Below are 19,291 nucleotides of genomic sequence, written 5' to 3'. Positions count from 1 at the left end.
TAGCTAAATCACTAATACAACGAATTAATCATAATTATCTATTTAAAATCAATTAATATGAATTTTCCATCCTATCCGATCATGAATACATATAACAATCTAAACAAAACTAAAAAACTAAGAAAAATTATAAGATGAATCTATAGAACGTTATCATTAAGATAACATCTTACCAATATGTATAAAATTTATAAAATAGATCCAAAACTCTAATAACCATGTTAGTAAAGATGAAAAATCAATATTATTGATAAAATCTATCACACAACTCAGAGATAATATCTCAAACAATTACCTATATCTTAAAATCATATCAAGACTATAAAACTTATAGCCTAAGTAAGACATTATTAAATTATAAATATCATCTAATAATTAACTTTTACTGAATAAAGTAGCCTTACAACGGTATGATTGAAAGGCTATAGATGATCATGTTAAGATTAAATCATATTAATTTCATATTGAGAGCCTAGTATCAGCACCTAGCTTGTCAATACTAGTAATTTGATCTAAATTTTCTGTAGATACTGGTTCAGCAACTCGCTGTAATCCTACCACCTTTTCACCTGTAGCAGTACGAATTAAAATCACACCCTGCGTATTTCGACCAATCAAACTCACTTCATCTACACGTGTACGAACTAAATTACCCGTATTAGTAATCATCATAATTTGATCCCTATCAGTAATCTGTACGGCACCAACTACTAACCCATTACGTTTAGTAACTTTGATAGAAATGACACCTTGTGTCCCACGTGATTTAGTAGGGTAAGCTAAATTTTGTGTACGCTTTCCATAACCATTCTGCGTAATAGTCATAATTGCACTATTATCACGCGGAATGATTAACGAAACAACCCTATCACCCTTTGCTAGCTTAATACCACGAACTCCAGAAGTCATTCGCCCCATGGTTCGAACTGAATTTTCAGAAAAACGGACCACTTTCCCAGCAGCAGAAAAAAGCATAGCCTCATCAGTACCATTAGTAAGTGATACACCAATGAGCTCATCCTCATCCCGAAGCTTAACGGCAATAATACCGGAATGACGTGGACGCTTAAATTCCTCTAATGCTGTTTTCTTGACCATGCCACTCGCGGTAGCCATAAAGATCTTCCAACCTTCAGCATACTCACGAACTGGCAAAAGAGCAGTAATGCGTTCATGATCAACTAATGGTAATAAATTGACGATTGGACGACCGCGTGCACCACGACTTGCCTCCGGTAATTCATAAACTCGTATCCAATATAAGCGACCTAAACTTGAAAAACATAAAATTGTATCATGTGTATTAGCTACTAGTAATTGATTAATAAAATCTTCTTCTTTAATACGAGCAGCTGACTTTCCCTTGCCGCCACGTCGTTGAGCTTCGTAGACACCTAAAGGTTGATACTTAATATACCCTTGATAAGATAATGTCACTACTACGTCTTCCTGACGGATAAGATCTTCAATATTAATACTAGTACTAAACGAAGTGATTTCAGTACGACGCTTGTCACCAAACTGAGAACGAATTAATTCTAGTTCCTCACGAATCACTTCCAATAAACGCACTGAACTATCAAGAATACATCGAAGTCTCGTCATCTTCTGTAATAAAGATGTATACTCTTCAAGTAATTTTTCATGTTCTAGTCCGGTAATTTTTTGTAGCTTTAAGTCTAAAATTGCTTGAGCCTGTTGATCTGTAAAATAATACTGATCAGAATCTATAGAACATGAAACATCTATCCGTCGTAAGTGAACTATGTGAGAGATTTCAGGATCCAGCATCGCAGAAACACCACCTATTGTCCATGAACGTGTGAGTAAACCTAATTTTGCCTCTGCTGGTGTAGAAGAAAAACGAATTAACTTAATCACAGAATCAATATTAACCAAAGCTAATGCTAACCCTTCAAGAATATGAGCTCGACCTCCTGCTTGACGTAGTTCAAATAGTGTACGTCGAGTAATAACTTCACGACGATGACGAACAAACGCTTTAAGTATATCCTTTAATGACATGATTTTTGGTTGGCCTTGATGTAAGGCCACCATATTGATACAAAATGAGGTCTGTAATTGCGTTAATGAATAAAGATTATTTAGTATTACCTCCGCTACCGCATCACGCTTTACTTCTATAACAATCCGCATGCCTTCTTTATCAGATTCATCCCTCAACGCGGTAATACCATTAAGACGCTTATCTCTTACTAATTCAGCAATTTTCTCAATTAAATGAGATTTATTTACCTGATATGGAATCTCATTTACAATGATAGTTTCTCGTTTTGTTTTAACATCTACTTCAATAACCGTACGAGCACGAATATAAATTTTCCCACGTCCAGTCCGATAAGCTTCATTAATGCCATCCTGCCCATGAATTAAAGCAGCGGTAGGAAAATCAGGACCTGGAATATACTTCATTAAACCTTCAACAGTAATATTTTCTGTTTTTAGATACGCTAAACAAGCATTAATAACTTCGGTAAGATTATGTGGAGGAATATTTGTAGCCATACCAACAGCAATCCCAGAAGAACCATTAATAAGAAGATTTGGAATACGAGTTGGCATCACAGATGGAATCTTTTCTGTATTATCATAATTTAATACAAAATCAACAGTATCTTTATCTAAATCTGATAATAATTCATGAGCAATTTTAGACATACGAACTTCAGTATAGCGCATGGCTGCAGCAGAATCTCCATCAACAGAACCAAAATTACCTTGTCCGTCAACTAATCTATAACGTAGTGAAAATGGCTGCGCCATACGAACAATTGTCTCATATACAGCAACATCACCGTGTGGATGGTATTTACCAATTACATCACCAACAACACGAGCTGATTTTTTATAAGCTTTATTCCATTCATTACCAAGAATGCTCATCGCATAAAGAACACGACGGTGAACTGGTTTTAAACCATCACGCACATCTGGTAGAGCACGACCAACAATCACCGACATTGCATAATCCAGATAAGAGTGCTTTAATTCTTCTTCGATGTTAACCGGTTTAATTTTACGAATGAGATCATTCATAGACAAACTTTCCTTTCTGTTTGAATCCTAAATTTAAAGATATGATAAGATATTGAACTACATCTCCGAAAGTGGGAAATGTTACCCTAATGAGTTTTACTTCTTACTATACACAAAGAACTCAATCTACATTATTGTATATGAAGTACAAACTCTCAGTCTGATAATTTAATTTCAATTCAAGTTCTTATTTCATATAATCATCATAATCTTAAGAATCTATGATTCTTGGAAAATTTATAGATTTTATGAAAATAAAAATCAAAACATAAAATAAATATCTAATTATTATATTATATGTATTTTAATAGACCTATTGATACGGTAAAATATATCTAGATCCTATTTGATAACTACATTCTATTAAAAATACAAAATTTTATTTTTTAATAAACGCTATGTAAATAACCTACAAGATCCTAATAAAGAAAGTAGTTTAGAAAAGACATATTTCCATTTAGATTGACATGACTTGTAAAATTGTTTTATTGATTGGAAATAATATTGCTTTGATGAAATTCTATAAGTCATTGAACAGGAAATTATACTAAAATAATATGGCTTTTAATAATACATTGCATATTAGAAGAATCACCTTTATTATCACAGATGAGATGGTTTATAATTTGATTTTTGATAATTTATAAATACCAACACATTCATATTAGTTATAAAAAATAAAGGAAAAAAGAAAATTTGTCTTACTGATTACTGAGATAGGCCTTTCCTTAATAAGCATAATTTATATATGATTAATTGACATCAACTGAAACACTGTCTGATATTAATCACATGTAGTATCTCTGATCCAGTCAGAGAACATCAGATAAACCTACTATTTGTTGTTATAAAATACCTAGTATGTGAAAAATTCAAATACATTATTTAAGAAATAGTGAATATTTAATACGGTATTCTACACTAGAGTGATTGAGAAATTTGCTAAAAATATCACTATAATTCTTATAATAATAATAAATAATCTTTTCACAAATACTGTGATTATAGCAGTCTATACAATACCAAAATGAAAACAAAATGAGATATCATTAAGACAATATAGTTAATTATATATATTTAAAACATATTAAACCCTAAATTATTAAGAGCAAAGATATAACATTAGTAAATAAGATTACAGTACCACCTGTAGTAGAAAAAAGAATGATAACTAGATATTATGTAATATATAATATTATTCAACCTATTAAAAATAATGTAGAATTTATTCTAAATATTCTAATAATCAAATATTAATTTATGAACATTAAAACCCGTTTTGCTCCAAGCCCTACAGGCTGTTTACATATCGGTGGTGCTCGAACCGCATTATATTCATGGCTATTCGCTCGAAAAAATAATGGTCAGTTTGTATTACGTATTGAAGATACTGATTTTGAGCGATCTACTCAAGAAGCTAACACTGACATTATAAATAGTATAAAATGGCTAAATTTAGATTGGGATGAAGGCCCTTACTATCAAACAAAACGCTTCGATCGTTATAACTTAGTTATTAACCAAATGCTCGAAACACATAATGCATATAAATGTTTTTGTACTAAACAACGATTAGATGGATTACGTGAATATCAAAGAATTAATGGAGAAAAACCACACTATGATGGGCATTGCCGAAATCAATGTAATAATCAAGATGATAATCAAATACATGTCGTACGTTTTCGCAATCCACAGAAAGGATTAGTAATTTTTGATGATCAAATACGCGGACCAATTCAATATCATAATACAGAGCTAGATGATTTAATTATTCGTCGGTCAGACGGAACCCCTACCTATAATTTTTGTGTAGTTATTGATGACTGGGACATGAAAATTACTCATGTTATTCGCGGAACAGATCATATCAATAACACTCCACGCCAAATTAATATTCTGAAATCAATTGGAGCCCCTATTCCTCATTATGCCCATTTACCCATGATTCTTGACTCTGATGGCAAAAAACTATCGAAACGACATGGAGCGGCTAAAGTATCATGGTATCGCGATCAAGGCTATTTACCTGAAGCATTACTAAATTATTTACTACGATTAGGATGGTCTTATGGTAATAAAGAAATATTTAATATAGAAGAAATGAAACAATACTTTTCACTAAACACAGTAAACAAATCTGCTAGCACTATAAATAGCAAAAAACTAAAATGGCTCAATCAACATTATATTAATAATCTACCTGTCGAATATGTTTCTTCTCATCTGCAAAAACATCTTGATAATAAAAAGATTAATATCCATCTTGGCCCAAGATTAGATGACTTGATAAAATTACTTGGTAAACGTTGTACAACTTTAACAGATATCACAGATTCCTGCCGTTATTTTTATGAAGAGTTTAATGAATTTGATTCTCACGCAGCCACAACATATTTATCCTCAGCATCTGAAGAAACTAGACTCCTTTTAGGAAGCATATATATTAAACTATCTATTCTACATAATTGGACAGAAGAGGCAATTAAAAACATAATTAAATCATGCGCTGATAGACTGTTAGTCAGTATAGAAAAAGTAGCAATGCCACTTCGAGTTGCTGTTACTGGTCAAATAAAATCACCTGCTCTCCATGTCACTATTCATGCTATTGGTCAAGCACGAACCTTATCTCGTATTGAAAAGGCACTCATTTATATCGTTAATAGTCAAAATCAAAAAGAGTATCAGTAATTTTATTATCTATCACATCAAATTATATTGGTTACTCCTCTTGATAAAGAAATAACAACTATTATATGAACTAAAACTCTAAATTATACACTAGTCTTCATGTGATTTAAAATCTATAACAATGTATTTTAAATATAAGAAATAAACGCCTTTCTTCACTACTACACCGGATTCATGATCGATTTATACCAGATACGAACTTATTGACCATCAAGATAAATTTCAAACTTTTTATATACGTAAGTGATCATAGAAGAATATATAGCTAAAAACTAATAATAATTAGAACATATGAGTTTCTTCAGTCTAATTTTGGTATGATGTTTTTAACACGACTTTTTAATCTTTGACCTGCACGAAACATAACAACCCGACGAGCCTTAATAGGAATACTTGCACCTGTTTTAGGATTACGACCTGGTCGTTCTTTTTTACAACGAAGATAAAAATTACCAAATCCTGATAGTTTTACTTTTTCACCATTTTCTAAAGAACATCGTACTTCTTCAAAAAATAATTCAACAAGTTCTTTAGCAAAGCGCTTTCGTAAACCAATACATTTTACAAACAAATATTCTGATATTTTAGCTTTTGTTAGAGCCATATCTTTCATCCCTTAATAATGCCTCAAACCGTTTCTCAAGAGCTGCTATACATTTACCTATAATAACGTTAATATCCTTTTCCTGTAGTGTTCGATGGATATCTTGTAAAATAATACTAATCGCAAGGCTTTTAAAACCATCAACAATACCCTTACCACGATAAATATCAAATAAATTCACGTAAACTACTTTCTCTCCTCCAACATTCCTACACTCTTTTAATACATCTGATACTAGTACATGTTCTGGAACAATCACAGAGATATCCCGTCGATTCGAAGGGAAAGGGGAAAAAGATCGAGCATAAGGCAAAGCTCGTTCCAAAACTTTATCCCATAGAATTTCAAACATAATGGTACAACTCTTTAATCCAAGTTGATCCCCTACAATTGGATTAATTACTCCAATACAACCGATATATTCTTGAAGACTATAAATTCCAGCACATTGACCAGGATGAAATGCAGAATTAACAACTGGAATAAACTCAATCTTTTGAATCTGACTAATTAACTCAAATAGAGATTCTAAATCACCTTTTACATCATAAAAATCTGCTAAACTATTTGGTAAATCCCAGTGCTCTACATAACGATAACCACTTACAGCACCTGCTAATATTAATTCCTGTCGAACTCCGAGCTTAGCCTTTATATCTGGTATAAAGCGTAAACCAGTTTCAAAAAAACGTATATGAAATTGTTGACGATTCTGATTATATAGAACCGCTCCTAATAAACCAGTCCATAATGACAAACGCATGACTGACATTTCAACTGAAACAGGATTAAGTAATGCTAGGCTCTGATCTCCAGGATGTAATAGTTTTTGTAATTTTGGATTGACAAAGCTATACGTAATAGCTTCCTGATAACCTCTATCCACTAATAAAGTTTTAGCACGTTTTAAAGACAAATCTTTCGTATTTCTTCTAGAAATCATTACATTAGTTTTTATTGAAATATTAGAAATATTGTTATAACCATAAATTCGAATAATTTCTTCTATTAGATCTTCTTCAAGAACAAGATCAAACCTCCAACTCGGAGCTCTTACTACCCAATAATCCAGTTCTTTAGTAATCCTACACCCAAGCTGTTGTAGAATATCACTGACTACAGTATCCTTTATTATATTTCCAATCAAACGATCTAGATTCACGCGATAAAGAGTAATAGAGCCATGATGGGGCAATTGTCTCTGAGTAGTAATATCAATCACTGAACCTGCAGCTCCTCCACAAATTGTTAATAAAAGACTTGTTGCTCGTTCAATAGCTTTATTTTGTAACTCTGAATCCACTCCTCTCTCAAAACGATTGGAGGCCTCCGTAAATAAACCATATTTCCGTGCTCGTCCAGAAATTGCTAGTGGACTAAAAAAAGCACATTCTAGAAGTATGCTATTTGTATCTAATGTAATAGCGACATCCTGACCACCAGAAATTCCAGCCATAGCTAATATTTTTTTTTCATCAGCCACTACTAACGTATCAGTACTCAATCTAATTTCATTACCATCGAATAATTTAAATATTTCACCTTCTTTAGCGTAACGAACTACAATCACACCAACAATTCGATCACGATCGAAAGCATGCATCGGCTGACCTAGCTCGAATAAAATATAGTTAGTAACATCTACTACTGGATTTAAAGAACGTATACCACATCGACGTAATTTTTCCTGCATCCAGAACGGCGTCTTAGCTCTTAAATTATCTAATTTTATGACTCTAGCTAAATAACGTGGGCAAGCTTCGATATCATTAATATTAATCTGAATTAAATCTCGTAGAGTAGAAGTTATAGGAAAAATATCTACTTCATTTAAAGCAATACGATTTATAACAGAAATCTCACGCGCAATCCCAAGAATACTCAGACAATCCCCTCTATTGGGTGTTATGCTCACATCAATAATATTATCATTTATCCGTAAATACTGACAAATATTAGCACCAAGAATAGCATTAGAAGATAGTTCTATGATACCATCTTTATTTAGAATAAGACCTAACTGAGAAAATGTACATAACATCCAATGGGAAGATTGGCTAGATAAACGAGATACCTTAAATTTAATATCAGAAGATAACATATCATCTAATCTACCCACAGCAACTTTTAAACCTTGACGACAGTTGGATGCGCTACAAGGAATGTCTAATAATCTATCAATACCTATATTTACTTTTGTCATATAGATAAATTCAGCATGTGGATTCCAGAAGCATTGCTCTATCTGGCCAACTATTATTTCAGAAAAGGAATGAGATAATACTTCTTCTATACGATTTACCGCTAGACCGGCCATAGATAGTTGAGTGCAAAGAGATGAAGTGTCTATTTCAGGATTAACCCATTCTCTTAACCAAAGCTCACTGAATTTCATTAATCGTATCCATCCTTACTAAAACTGTTTAAGAAAACGCAAATCGTTTTCAAAAAAATCACGCGAATCAGTTACACCATGACGCAACATAGTTAGACGCTCCATACCCATACCAAAAGCAAATCCAGAATAGATCATTGGATCAATACCAACAGTATTCATTACATTAGGATGAACCATTCCACAACCAAGCACCTCTAACCATTGTCCATTTTCACCCATTACATCAACTTCAGCAGATGGCTCTGTAAAAGGAAAATAAGATGGGCGAAAACGTATCTTCATCTCATTTTCAAAAAATTTTTTTAAAAAATCAAATAACATCCCCTTTAGATGAGCAAAACTAATATTCTTATCAACTAGAAGCCCCTCCATCTGATGAAACATTGGAGTATGAGTTCGATCATAATCATTTCGATAAACACGTCCAGACGAGATTATACGAATAGGAGGTTGTTGTTGTTTCATGATATGAATTTGAATTCCAGAGGTCTGAGTACGTAATAAACGAGTAGAATCAAACCAAAAAGTATCATGCTCTGATCTAGAAGCATGATTACAAGGAATGTTCAAAGCATCAAAATTATGATAATAATCTTCAATTTCTGGCGAATCTGTTACTGTAAAACCAATCTCGCTAAAAAAATTTTCGATAAGATGAATAGTGCAAGTAACAGGATGTAAGCCCCCGTTAGCTATCCGACGACCTGGTAATGAAACATCAATATATTCTTGATCTAACTTAACTTTTCTTTCTAAAGCCTCTAGAATACCTTGGCGTACAGTTAAAGAGTGCTTTATGGATTTTTTTGCTTGATTAATTTTAGAACCAATAATAAGACGATCTTTTGTGTTACAGGTACGTAAACCTGCTATCTGCAGTGTGATATGACCATTTTTACCAAAATACTCAAGACGTACCTTCTCTAGTCTTATAATATTATCGGAATTATTAATATCTATTTTCGCTTTCTTTACTAAATCATCAATATATGACATTCTTTCTTTTTTTCTCCAACATGCTAAATCAACTATTTCATAATATAGTCAATATAAAAACATCTCTTCAGTAATTATAATCCAATCAAGTTCGGCTCCTTTTAGTCAACTCAAAATACTTCAGAAAATAAAATATATTTTTTACTTCACATAGGAGAAATCAACCTATATCAGGAAAATATATCTCATTTTTATCTCTAAAAATTAAAATATATTTTAATCACTCTTAATTTATGGTATAGATGGATCTATGAATTATACATGATCTTCTATTTTAGATATGTTTAAGTATGCTAATCTAAAGTTTATCCAGTAACTATAAGATTGGTGCTCATCCTATAAATACCTTAACCGTACTTAACAAATCATACTTGTAGACTGAGGCCCTTTAATAAGAAAATTCTTTAATACTCATAATGGAAAGCATTTAACTTATAGGTGCATACATACTATGATCCTATTTCTTTATGAGATATAACTCTCTATAGATATAGATGTAATAATCAATCAATTATAAATAAAGATTTATTTTTAACCTCATTCATACTAGTGAATTATTAGATAATAAAATTAGCCATCTTACAAAACCAATCAGATACTCCAAATCTGAATCTGAATATAAATAATTGTATACATTAGCAACATCATATTATTTAATCTCCTATTTGTACCTCATGAAAGCCTGATCAAACTTTGATAAAATCTTACTCAAATAAAAATATATTATGTTATTTTGATGTTATCAATCGATAAATATCGATCAAATTCTATAATCTAATCAGTCAATCAATCATAAAAATTTTTAATATTATTTTAACAATATGAATCTCTATATTTTCTTAGATGAAGCTATAAATTTTACCCAATACAATCTCTATCTAATATAAAATAATTTAAGATCAACATAAGAACTAATGAATATCTATAGAAAATAACATTATAAAATTCAATAAATTCAATTCAGAGTACATAGAAAAAACATGTATATTTGATCTACGATCAAACGTAAATCGATAGAATCAACTAAAAACCTCACTAATGAAAAATAAAAAAATAAATATTAGAGATCTTATTCAACATTATAAGATAGATAATCTATTCTTAATGATTATTAAGAATTTTTTAATCTTTAAAAAATAAATAGACATCTTATTTTAATGAGAAAATACTACAAAAAAACAAATTATACAGTATATAATTATCAGTAATCATATTTTTAGAAACTTTTTAAAAAATAACTAAAATTTCTTTCCTATACGATTATCATATAAAATCTATCTTTATTTTACTAAAAAAACCATTCTTGATAGTTATGAAAGATTATAGAGCCATATAAAACAGATATACTCTTTAATACTTCAGAATATTAAGATTATAAAATCTTATTGAATTTTATTATTTATAGTATTAATTATACTAATGTTAATTTCGCTCTTTCTACTAGTTCAGAAAACACTTTTTTATCAAATATAGCTATATCAGCTAGGATTTTACGATCAATTTCTATTGAAGCCTTTTTCAATCCATGCATGAAAACACTGTAAGAAATTCCGTTATCACGAGAAGCTGCATTAATTCGTGCGATCCATAGTTTACGAAATTGACGTTTACGCTGTCGTCGATCACGATAAGCATACTGACCAGCTTTAATAACTGCTTGTAGGGCAACACGATAAACTCGTGAACGAGCACCATAGTAACCCTTAGCTTGCTTTAGAATTTTCTTATGACGTGCACGAGCAATTACACCACGTTTGACACGGGCCATTTAGCTCTCCTAGTTAATGTTCTATAATACTTATCTTATTCTTAAATACTTATGTCTTAATAAGTAAATCAATAAATCACAGAAGTCATTTTACTTATAAGGCAAGCAAGCGATAACTAAACCGACATCACTCTTAGAAACCATGGTCCCAGGACGTAAATGACGTTTACGCTTAGTAGATTTTTTGGTTAGAATATGACGAAGGTTAGCATGCTTATGCTTAAATCCACCCGATGCAGTCTTCTTAAAACGTTTGATGGCACTACGTACAGTTTTAATCTTCGGCATATCAGCCATCTACCTTTGATGATTAGTTAAAAAGAGAGATAAAGTGCTTTTGTATCATACAAATACCAACTACTTCTTTTTTGGTGCAAGAATCATAATCATTTGACGACCTTCAATTTTATTAGGAAAGGATTCAACAATAGCTAAGTTTAGTTCTTCACATAGATCCTTACGAACACGATTAATTACTGCCATGCCTATTTGTTGATGAGCCATTTCACGACCACGAAAACATAGCGTAATTTTAGCTTTATCACCGTCCTCTAAAAAACGAATTAAATTCCGCAATTTTACTTGATAATCCCCATCGTCAGTGCCAGGACGAAATTTAATTTCCTTGACTTGAATAACTTTTTGCTTTTTTTTCTGTTCCTTATATGATTTATTTTTTTCATAAAGAAACTTCCCATAGTCCATAATACGACAAACGGTAGGGTCAGCGTTAGGGCTAATTTCAACAAGATCAACACCAGCTATCTTAGCTTTTTCTAAAGCTTCATTTAAACTAACGATACCAAGCTGTTCACCGTCAAAATCTGTTAGACGCACCTTGGAGGCACGAATATCCTCATTTATACGATTTGGACGAACTGGTTGAACTCTCTTTCCGACTTTAATACTTTACTCCTCCAGCTATTAATCTATTAATCTAAATTACGATTGAATATTTCATCCTGTAATTTTACCAACCACTCAGAAAAATTTATACATCCTAAATCTCTTCCATCTCGTGTTCTAACAGATACCAATCCTTGCTGCATCTCTCTGTCACCACAAACCAATAGATAAGGTACATGCCGCAAAGTATGTTCACGAATTTTAAATCCAATCTTTTCATTTCGTAAATCTGCTTGAACTCGGATCCCTATATTTTGCAACGTCTGTACTAATTCTGCAACATATTTAGAGTGCATCTTAGTAATATTCATGACTACAACTTGTAACGGGGCCAACCAAGTAGGGAAACATCCAGCATACTCTTCAATTAAGATTCCAATGAAACGCTCCATTGACCCTAATATAGCACGATGAATCATTACTGGAACCTGACGCTTATTATCTCTGTCCACATAAAAAGCATTTAAACGGGAAGGTAATATAAAATCTAATTGGATTGTACCACATTGCCAAGCCCTATCAAGACAATCATATAAAGTAAATTCAATTTTCGGACCATAAAAAGCAGCTTCACCCGGCTGATACTCAAAAGGAATTTTATTAATTTTTAATGAAGTCACTAAATCAGATTCCGCACGATCCCAAATCGGATCGTCAGCCATAGGTGTTAGAGGACGCGTAGAGAGTTTTACTAAAATCTTTTTAAAACCAAATGATCTATACATATCATAGAGCATATTAATACAACTATTTACTTCATCAAGTACCTGATCTTGTGTGCAAAAAATATGAGCATCATCTTGCGTAAAATTACGTACACGCATTAAACCGTGCAATGAACCAGACAATTCATTACGATGACAACTTCCAAATTCAGCCATACGCAATGGGAGATCTCTATATGATTTAACCCCCTGATTAAATATAAGAATATGTCCTGGACAGTTCATTGGTTTAATACAATATTCACGGTTTTCAGAGGATGTAATAAATATTGCCTCTTTATAGTTATCCCAGTGACCAGTCTTCTCCCAAAGACTTAGATCCATCATAAACGGACTTTTTACCTCCTGATATTCATATGCTTTAAGCCTATTACGCACAAAACTTTCTAATTCACGAAAAATACTCCAACCATCGTTATGCCAAAATACCATACCTGGAGCTTCTTCCTGCATATGATATAAGTTAAGCTTTTTACCAATTTGGCGGTGATCACGCTTTGCTGCTTGTTCTAGATTGACTAAATATGATATTAGCTTTCTTTGACTCGGCCATGCTGTACCATAAATACGCTGCAACATCTTATTATTTTGATTACCACGCCAGTAAGCACCAGCAATCTTCTGAAGTTTAAAATGATGACAAAACCGCATATTAGGCACATGCGGACCTCGACACATATCAATATATTCCTGATGATAATAAAGACTGAGGTGCGCATCCGGATTAATATCTTCATCTAAAATAGCTATTTTATAGACTTCACCACGTGAAATAAAAATCTCACGTGCCTCTTGCCAGCTAACTATCTTCTTATGTACGTCATAATTTGTTTTTGCCAGTTGGTTCATGCGTCGTTCAAGCAGCTCTATATCGTCCTTAGTTAATTTATGATCAAGATCAATATCATAATAAAAACCATCATGAATAACGGGACCAATCGCCATCTTAGTTAATGGCCAAATCTGTTTTATTGCATGACCTAAAAGGTGCGCGCATGAATGTCGTATAATATCTATACCTATATTATCTTCTGCAGTTATGACTACGACTGAGGCATCTGATTCAATTTTCTGACATGCATCGACTATCTGATTATTTACATATCCAGCAACACAGGCTTTTGCTAATTTATGAGAAATATCTTTAGCAACATCCATTACACTAATAGGCTGATTAAATAACTTCTTTCTACCATCAGAGAAGGTAATGAAGGGCATGCAAAATCCTTAAATATACGTAAAACTATTTATGATACAATCATTTGTTATTAAAGTTGAAATTTAATTATTCTATATATAATACAATAAAATATTAAAAAAAACAACATAGCTATTAATATTAAAACAATAGCATACCATACATAATCTCAGTAATAATGCTCTGAATTTAATTAAAATCATTTGAGAAAGCAATTATACAAGATGTATCTTAGATGATCGCTGAACCAATGCTAATTAGCATTCATAAAAATTTTATACTAGTAAAAATGAAATAATCAATTTAAATAAAAATATACGATATTTTTATTGAATTTTCTTAAACATTAAATCCCATATATCATGACCTAATTGTTGACCTCTTCTCTCAAATTTTGTGATCGGTCTCGATACTGGACGTGTAATCCATTTACCACTAGTTGATTGATTTTGATAACCCTTAATACTATTCATTACCTGTAATACGTGTTCAGCATAATCTTTCCAATCTGTAGCTAAATGAAAAATACCGTTTAATTCTAACTTAGAAAGAACTAATTTAGCGAATAAAACCTGTACAAGACGACGTTTATTGTGACGCACCTTATGCCATGGATCTGGAAAAAAAATTTGTACCATATATAGTGAATCTATCGGAATCATAGTCTCTATAACTTCTACTGCATCATGACATATAATACGAATATTCTTGATTCCAAGTGATCTTACCATGGATAAACAAGCACCTATACCCGGTTTATGTACCTCAATACCCAAGAAGTTATACTGTGGATTTTGAGAAGCCATAGCCACTAAAGAAGAACCCATTCCAAATCCAACTTCTAAAATCACCGGAGCTGTACGATTAAATAAATTAGTAAAATTTATTACCTCTGTCTTATACTTAATACCTAGTTCTGGCCATAATTCCTCTAATGCCCTTTTTTGTCCCTTAGTAAAATGACTTTGACGATGCACAAAACTAAAGATTTTACCTCTAGTAGGTTTCTGTGTTCTAGCCTCTAATAAACAAGAACTAATTTTCATGATAGAACCTATAACACTTTTCTATATCAAATAACATTTTCTCTGATATTCTCCTATAAAACAACACAGAACACTAAAGAAGTATTAATTTAACTGTCATACTAACATCTATTTATTATTTGATACAACCAAACCACCAGTGGACTATAACTATTTTATTACATATATATACATTATTATTCTTAATATCATAACCAAATATATATTAAAACATAATACAACATATACATAAAAATATATCATTTAAACTTTCTATATAAACTGAAAAGCTCTATTTTAACATTAATAAAAAGTGCATAATATACTAATAATCATAACATACTTTAATACCTTATAATAATCTCTATCTATAGAATATTTTATTAAAAAATTAATAAACAATCTATTATTTATTAATTTATGTACAGTAAATGATCATATTAGTTATAGAATTCTATTCTAGCTGACCCTTCCTGTTGAAGGTATTATCCAATCATTCTTGTAACTTAAGAAGAAATGTTTTATAAAACTATATAATTAGAAAATATTAGAAAAACATATTCTCTAATTACAACATTTATTTTAAAACATTTAATTTCTATGTTATAGTTCTACTAATAACACCTTGTGATAGATGAAAATAACTTAATTCTTTCAGAGAAATATTAGAAATAATTTAATATATAAATAATGATATTAAAAATACTTTATATGATGGTTATTACTTAACATATTAAATAAACAATCTAGATTCATACAAATAATTAATAGCAGATAAAAAAGAAATATTACTGTCATCAGTGTGTTAATTTTTTTTAAAAAAATGATAAGATAAAATTATTAAAATTATTTCTGATTAGATGTAAGACGAAACATCTGAAATAATCCACAAAGAACTATAAAAAAATAAATATAATTTTGTGAAATATAAAATTGAAAACTCTCTAAGACTAATTTACAACCAATAAAAAATAGAAAAGAAAGTGCTAATATTTTTATTGATGGATAGCGATCGATATAAGTACTAAGCATTTCAGAACTAAACATCATTACTAGAACTGAAATTATTACGGCCACCATCATAATAATTAAATTATTAGATATACCAATTGCCGTAATAAGAGAATCCACACTAAATATAATATCTAAAAAGATAATCTTTAGCATAGCTTTCCAAAAAGACAACATGTTGATTTCCTCTTGATACTGAAAATCTGTAACATTTCTATATAGCTCTATGCTTACATTATAAAGAAGGACTATTCCACCAAACAATAATATTAAATCATGCAGAGAAAAAACATGACCCATAAAAGTAATGAATGGTGCTCTTAGATTTGTTAGCCATGCCAGAGATGTTAATAATACGAGCCTTATTACCATTGCACAAGATAAACCTAGAAACCGAGCAATATGCTGCTGGTGAATAGGAAGCCTACCTACTATTAGTAATAAAAATAAAATATTATCAATACCAAGAATGATTTCAAGAATAGTGAGTGTACTGAGGGCTAACCAATTTTCTAAATGAGAAATCCATTCATACATGATGTTGCATTACCTTCAGATAGTGATACAAACTAATTGTAAAAATAATTAAATAGAAATTGAACTCTAATTTATTTTTATTCAATAGCTCTACTGTATAAATTTCTCATTAATTTTAGAGAAAACAGCTTATTATTTCAATATTATTAAAGAGAATATATCTCATACTATAGAATACATACCTATGTGATTTTCTAAAATAAAAATCCATTTTAAAATCATCTACTATCTTATAAACCTATCTTAGTGATAAATTATGATTTCTAATGTTTGATCTTATAGAGGAATAAATGTTTTTATTTAGGAATTGTATCTTTTATAAAGTATGACTATGATCCATATCATAGATTAAATATTTTATGTACATTTACTAAATAACCAGGATACATCTTAGTATGATTAAAATATAAATTAAGTAAAGAACCCTATCTAACATCAATAAATAGAACATAAAAAACATGAGTAATATAAATGGTTCTTTATAATATAGAGATGGAATGATCAAACTTATACTAAATATAGTTTAATAATTATATTTTTTAATATCTGATGAAACTTTATTTATAATACATTAATAGATTATCTATAATTCAGTATATGATAAAATTACATTAGAAATTTTATCTATGATTGTAAATCAAATATAACCTCTGTCACATAATGAATCCTCCACTATTTAAAGTTATTAAATAAAAAAATAATTATAAGTCAACCTTCATGTATCTTCATCAGATAACAATATAAATACGATGTTAATTCTATATTAGAATAATAAATATATATTGTTATTTAAAATAAACTGACATGATAAATTTATATCAAAATGAAATACAAAATTCCTACCAATAACACATTAAATAGAATTAAATCATGCAAGAAAAATATAATTTTCAAATTATAAAATTATAAGAATATAAAAATTAATTTTAGATAAAAATAAGATGATCTTAAAATCTTAGCATAATAACAATGGTTACCTCTTATTTAAATTCCTCTAAAATATATCAAAATAAGCTATATTTTCTAATAAAAAATAAAAAAATACTCATAAATCCATACAAATATTGAATTAGATAATAATTTTTAAAAAATTCTATCATTACCAGTAAGCTATTAATTCTATCCAATATTATCTTTTTAATAATCAGATAATTAAAAAATACATGATATTTTAATCTAAAGTGCTATTAATTAGTAATAAAATAATTGATTTAGAATAATAAGTAATATATTAAAAAACTTAACTATAATACAAAATCTATTTTTTACAATTCTTTATCTACAGTGACCTAGTCAGTCACTACTTAATTTTTAATTATAAAAAGACTATATTAAAATTTATACATCTCCATATATAAATATTGTATGTTATTTCACTGAATTCTTGGTAAAGATTATTACCTTATTCACGATCAACTAATGGCCAACCACCGAGACGCTTCCATCGATTTACAAGTTCACAAAATAGATCTGCAGTCTGAATTGTATCATACAATGCTGAGTGTGCCTGTGCGTTATCAAATGGTATACCGGCTGTCAGACATGCCTTAGCTAATACCGTTTGACCTAAAACTAGACCACTTAAGGCAGCAGTATCAAATGTTACAAAAGGGTGAAATGGATTGCGTTTAAGGCTAGCTCGCTCTACAGCAGCTTGCATAAAGTTTAAATCAAATGTAGCATTATGCGCTACCATGATTGCTCGGTTACAGCCATTAACCTGTACTCCTTGACGTACTAATTGAAAAATTTCATGCAAAGCTTCTGACTCACAGACTGCACCACGTAGAGGATTACATGGATCAATACCATTAAATGCTAAAGCATCAGGATGAAGAAGTAATCCAGGAAAAGGCTTGACGTGAAAATGTAATATTTTATCCTTTCCTAACCAACCATGGTTATCCATTTTTAGCGTGACTGCCGCAATTTCCAATAATGCATTAGTTCTGGGATCAAAACCAGCGGTCTCAATATCAATAACTACAGGATAAAAACCACGAAAACGGCTGCTTAAGGTATTCAGCTCATTTAAATCATGCATTGGGTATCTCATTCTCAAAAAACTCATGTATATTATAATAACTATTATTATAGAGTCTATTTATAGCAACCTATTGCAACTTAGTTTCTAATATTTGATCTTATTCTTGTTATTAATGTACTTAATGTAATATACGTTATAGATTTCATAAATATAAGAAAATAAAAAAAATCCCTATTTACTATCTTTAAAAATAAACTATCAATTCTATTATAACGTTATAGTTAAATCGAAACTAAAATAATTAATATAAAAAATAAAATTAATACTATATTCCTATAATTATAATTATAATTAAAATTAATACTATAGTCACTTATTCATAGTA

Annotated in this window: 12 protein-coding genes; 1 reads left to right on the top strand and 11 read right to left on the bottom strand. The window is 30.4% G+C overall.

The window, feature by feature from the left end; translation table 11 throughout:
* Nucleotides 1-459 precede the first annotated feature (459 nt).
* Complete coding sequence (gene gyrA / locus ERCIPICE3303_RS00630; RefSeq protein WP_157990830.1) at nt 460-3,057, bottom strand: DNA topoisomerase (ATP-hydrolyzing) subunit A; 2,598 nt, start codon at nt 3,055-3,057, stop codon at nt 460-462.
* Between the two features lie 1,260 nt (nt 3,058-4,317).
* Here gyrA and gltX point away from each other — a divergent pair.
* Complete coding sequence (gltX, locus tag ERCIPICE3303_RS00625) at nt 4,318-5,751, top strand: glutamate--tRNA ligase (protein WP_157990829.1); 1,434 nt, start codon at nt 4,318-4,320, stop codon at nt 5,749-5,751.
* Between the two features lie 301 nt (nt 5,752-6,052).
* Here gltX and ERCIPICE3303_RS00620 read toward each other — a convergent pair whose 3' ends face one another.
* From ERCIPICE3303_RS00620 to rnt, 10 genes are all read right to left on the bottom strand, one after another.
* The gene (locus tag ERCIPICE3303_RS00620) at nt 6,053-6,355 is read right to left on the bottom strand and encodes an integration host factor subunit alpha (RefSeq protein ID WP_157991278.1); all 303 of its coding nucleotides are present in this window, start codon (nt 6,353-6,355) and stop codon (nt 6,053-6,055) included.
* Nucleotides 6,336-8,750, bottom strand: a complete 2,415-nt coding sequence (pheT, locus tag ERCIPICE3303_RS00615; protein ID WP_157990828.1) for a phenylalanine--tRNA ligase subunit beta — start codon at nt 8,748-8,750, stop codon at nt 6,336-6,338. Before pheT ends, ERCIPICE3303_RS00620 begins: the two co-directional genes overlap by 20 nt.
* Nucleotides 8,751-8,768: 18 nt before the next feature.
* Nucleotides 8,769-9,749, bottom strand: a complete 981-nt coding sequence (gene pheS / locus ERCIPICE3303_RS00610) for a phenylalanine--tRNA ligase subunit alpha (RefSeq protein WP_157990827.1) — start codon at nt 9,747-9,749, stop codon at nt 8,769-8,771.
* 1,411 nt (nt 9,750-11,160) lie between these two features.
* Nucleotides 11,161-11,517: a 50S ribosomal protein L20 gene (gene rplT / locus ERCIPICE3303_RS00605; RefSeq protein WP_157990826.1), complete on the bottom strand. Its 357-nt coding sequence runs from the start codon at nt 11,515-11,517 to the stop codon at nt 11,161-11,163.
* Between the two features lie 90 nt (nt 11,518-11,607).
* Nucleotides 11,608-11,805 (bottom strand): 50S ribosomal protein L35, encoded by a 198-nt coding sequence (gene rpmI / locus ERCIPICE3303_RS00600; protein ID WP_157990825.1) that lies wholly within the window; start codon nt 11,803-11,805, stop codon nt 11,608-11,610.
* Nucleotides 11,806-11,874: 69 nt separating this feature from the next.
* Nucleotides 11,875-12,423 carry a translation initiation factor IF-3 gene (infC, locus tag ERCIPICE3303_RS00595; RefSeq protein ID WP_157991277.1) on the bottom strand — a complete coding sequence of 183 codons (549 nt, stop codon included), beginning with the start codon at nt 12,421-12,423 and terminating at the stop codon, nt 11,875-11,877.
* Between the two features lie 26 nt (nt 12,424-12,449).
* The gene (gene thrS, locus ERCIPICE3303_RS00590) at nt 12,450-14,366 is read right to left on the bottom strand and encodes a threonine--tRNA ligase (RefSeq protein ID WP_157990824.1); all 1,917 of its coding nucleotides are present in this window, start codon (nt 14,364-14,366) and stop codon (nt 12,450-12,452) included.
* A 306-nt stretch (nt 14,367-14,672) separates the two neighbouring features.
* The gene (trmB, locus tag ERCIPICE3303_RS00585) at nt 14,673-15,392 is read right to left on the bottom strand and encodes a tRNA (guanosine(46)-N7)-methyltransferase TrmB (protein ID WP_157990823.1); all 720 of its coding nucleotides are present in this window, start codon (nt 15,390-15,392) and stop codon (nt 14,673-14,675) included.
* Between the two features lie 825 nt (nt 15,393-16,217).
* Nucleotides 16,218-16,919, bottom strand: a complete 702-nt coding sequence (locus tag ERCIPICE3303_RS00580; RefSeq protein ID WP_157990822.1) for a TerC family protein — start codon at nt 16,917-16,919, stop codon at nt 16,218-16,220.
* 1,402 nt (nt 16,920-18,321) lie between these two features.
* Nucleotides 18,322-18,963, bottom strand: coding sequence for a ribonuclease T (rnt, locus tag ERCIPICE3303_RS00575; protein WP_157991276.1), 642 nt, complete (start codon nt 18,961-18,963; stop codon nt 18,322-18,324).
* Nucleotides 18,964-19,291: the final 328 nt, after the last annotated feature.

Origin of the sequence: Candidatus Erwinia haradaeae, from assembly GCF_900699015.1 — a bacterium.
Lineage (GTDB): Bacteria > Pseudomonadota > Gammaproteobacteria > Enterobacterales > Enterobacteriaceae > Erwinia_E > Erwinia_E haradaeae_E.
This window is presented reverse-complemented; position numbering and strand designations above follow the sequence as displayed.

Bases quoted from the DNA above. Each gene is read 5' to 3' on its own strand.
- gyrA (WP_157990830.1), bottom strand. From the start codon at position 3,057: ATGAATGATCTCATTCGTAAAATTAAACCGGTTAACATCGAAGAAGAA.
- gltX (WP_157990829.1), top strand. From the start codon at position 4,318: ATGAACATTAAAACCCGTTTTGCTCCAAGCCCTACAGGCTGTTTACAT.
- ERCIPICE3303_RS00620 (WP_157991278.1), bottom strand. From the start codon at position 6,355: ATGGCTCTAACAAAAGCTAAAATATCAGAATATTTGTTTGTAAAATGT.
- pheT (WP_157990828.1), bottom strand. From the start codon at position 8,750: ATGAAATTCAGTGAGCTTTGGTTAAGAGAATGGGTTAATCCTGAAATA.
- pheS (WP_157990827.1), bottom strand. From the start codon at position 9,749: ATGTCATATATTGATGATTTAGTAAAGAAAGCGAAAATAGATATTAAT.
- rplT (WP_157990826.1), bottom strand. From the start codon at position 11,517: ATGGCCCGTGTCAAACGTGGTGTAATTGCTCGTGCACGTCATAAGAAA.
- rpmI (WP_157990825.1), bottom strand. From the start codon at position 11,805: ATGCCGAAGATTAAAACTGTACGTAGTGCCATCAAACGTTTTAAGAAG.
- thrS (WP_157990824.1), bottom strand. From the start codon at position 14,366: ATGCCCTTCATTACCTTCTCTGATGGTAGAAAGAAGTTATTTAATCAG.
- trmB (WP_157990823.1), bottom strand. From the start codon at position 15,392: ATGAAAATTAGTTCTTGTTTATTAGAGGCTAGAACACAGAAACCTACT.
- ERCIPICE3303_RS00580 (WP_157990822.1), bottom strand. From the start codon at position 16,919: ATGTATGAATGGATTTCTCATTTAGAAAATTGGTTAGCCCTCAGTACA.
- rnt (WP_157991276.1), bottom strand. From the start codon at position 18,963: ATGCATGATTTAAATGAGCTGAATACCTTAAGCAGCCGTTTTCGTGGT.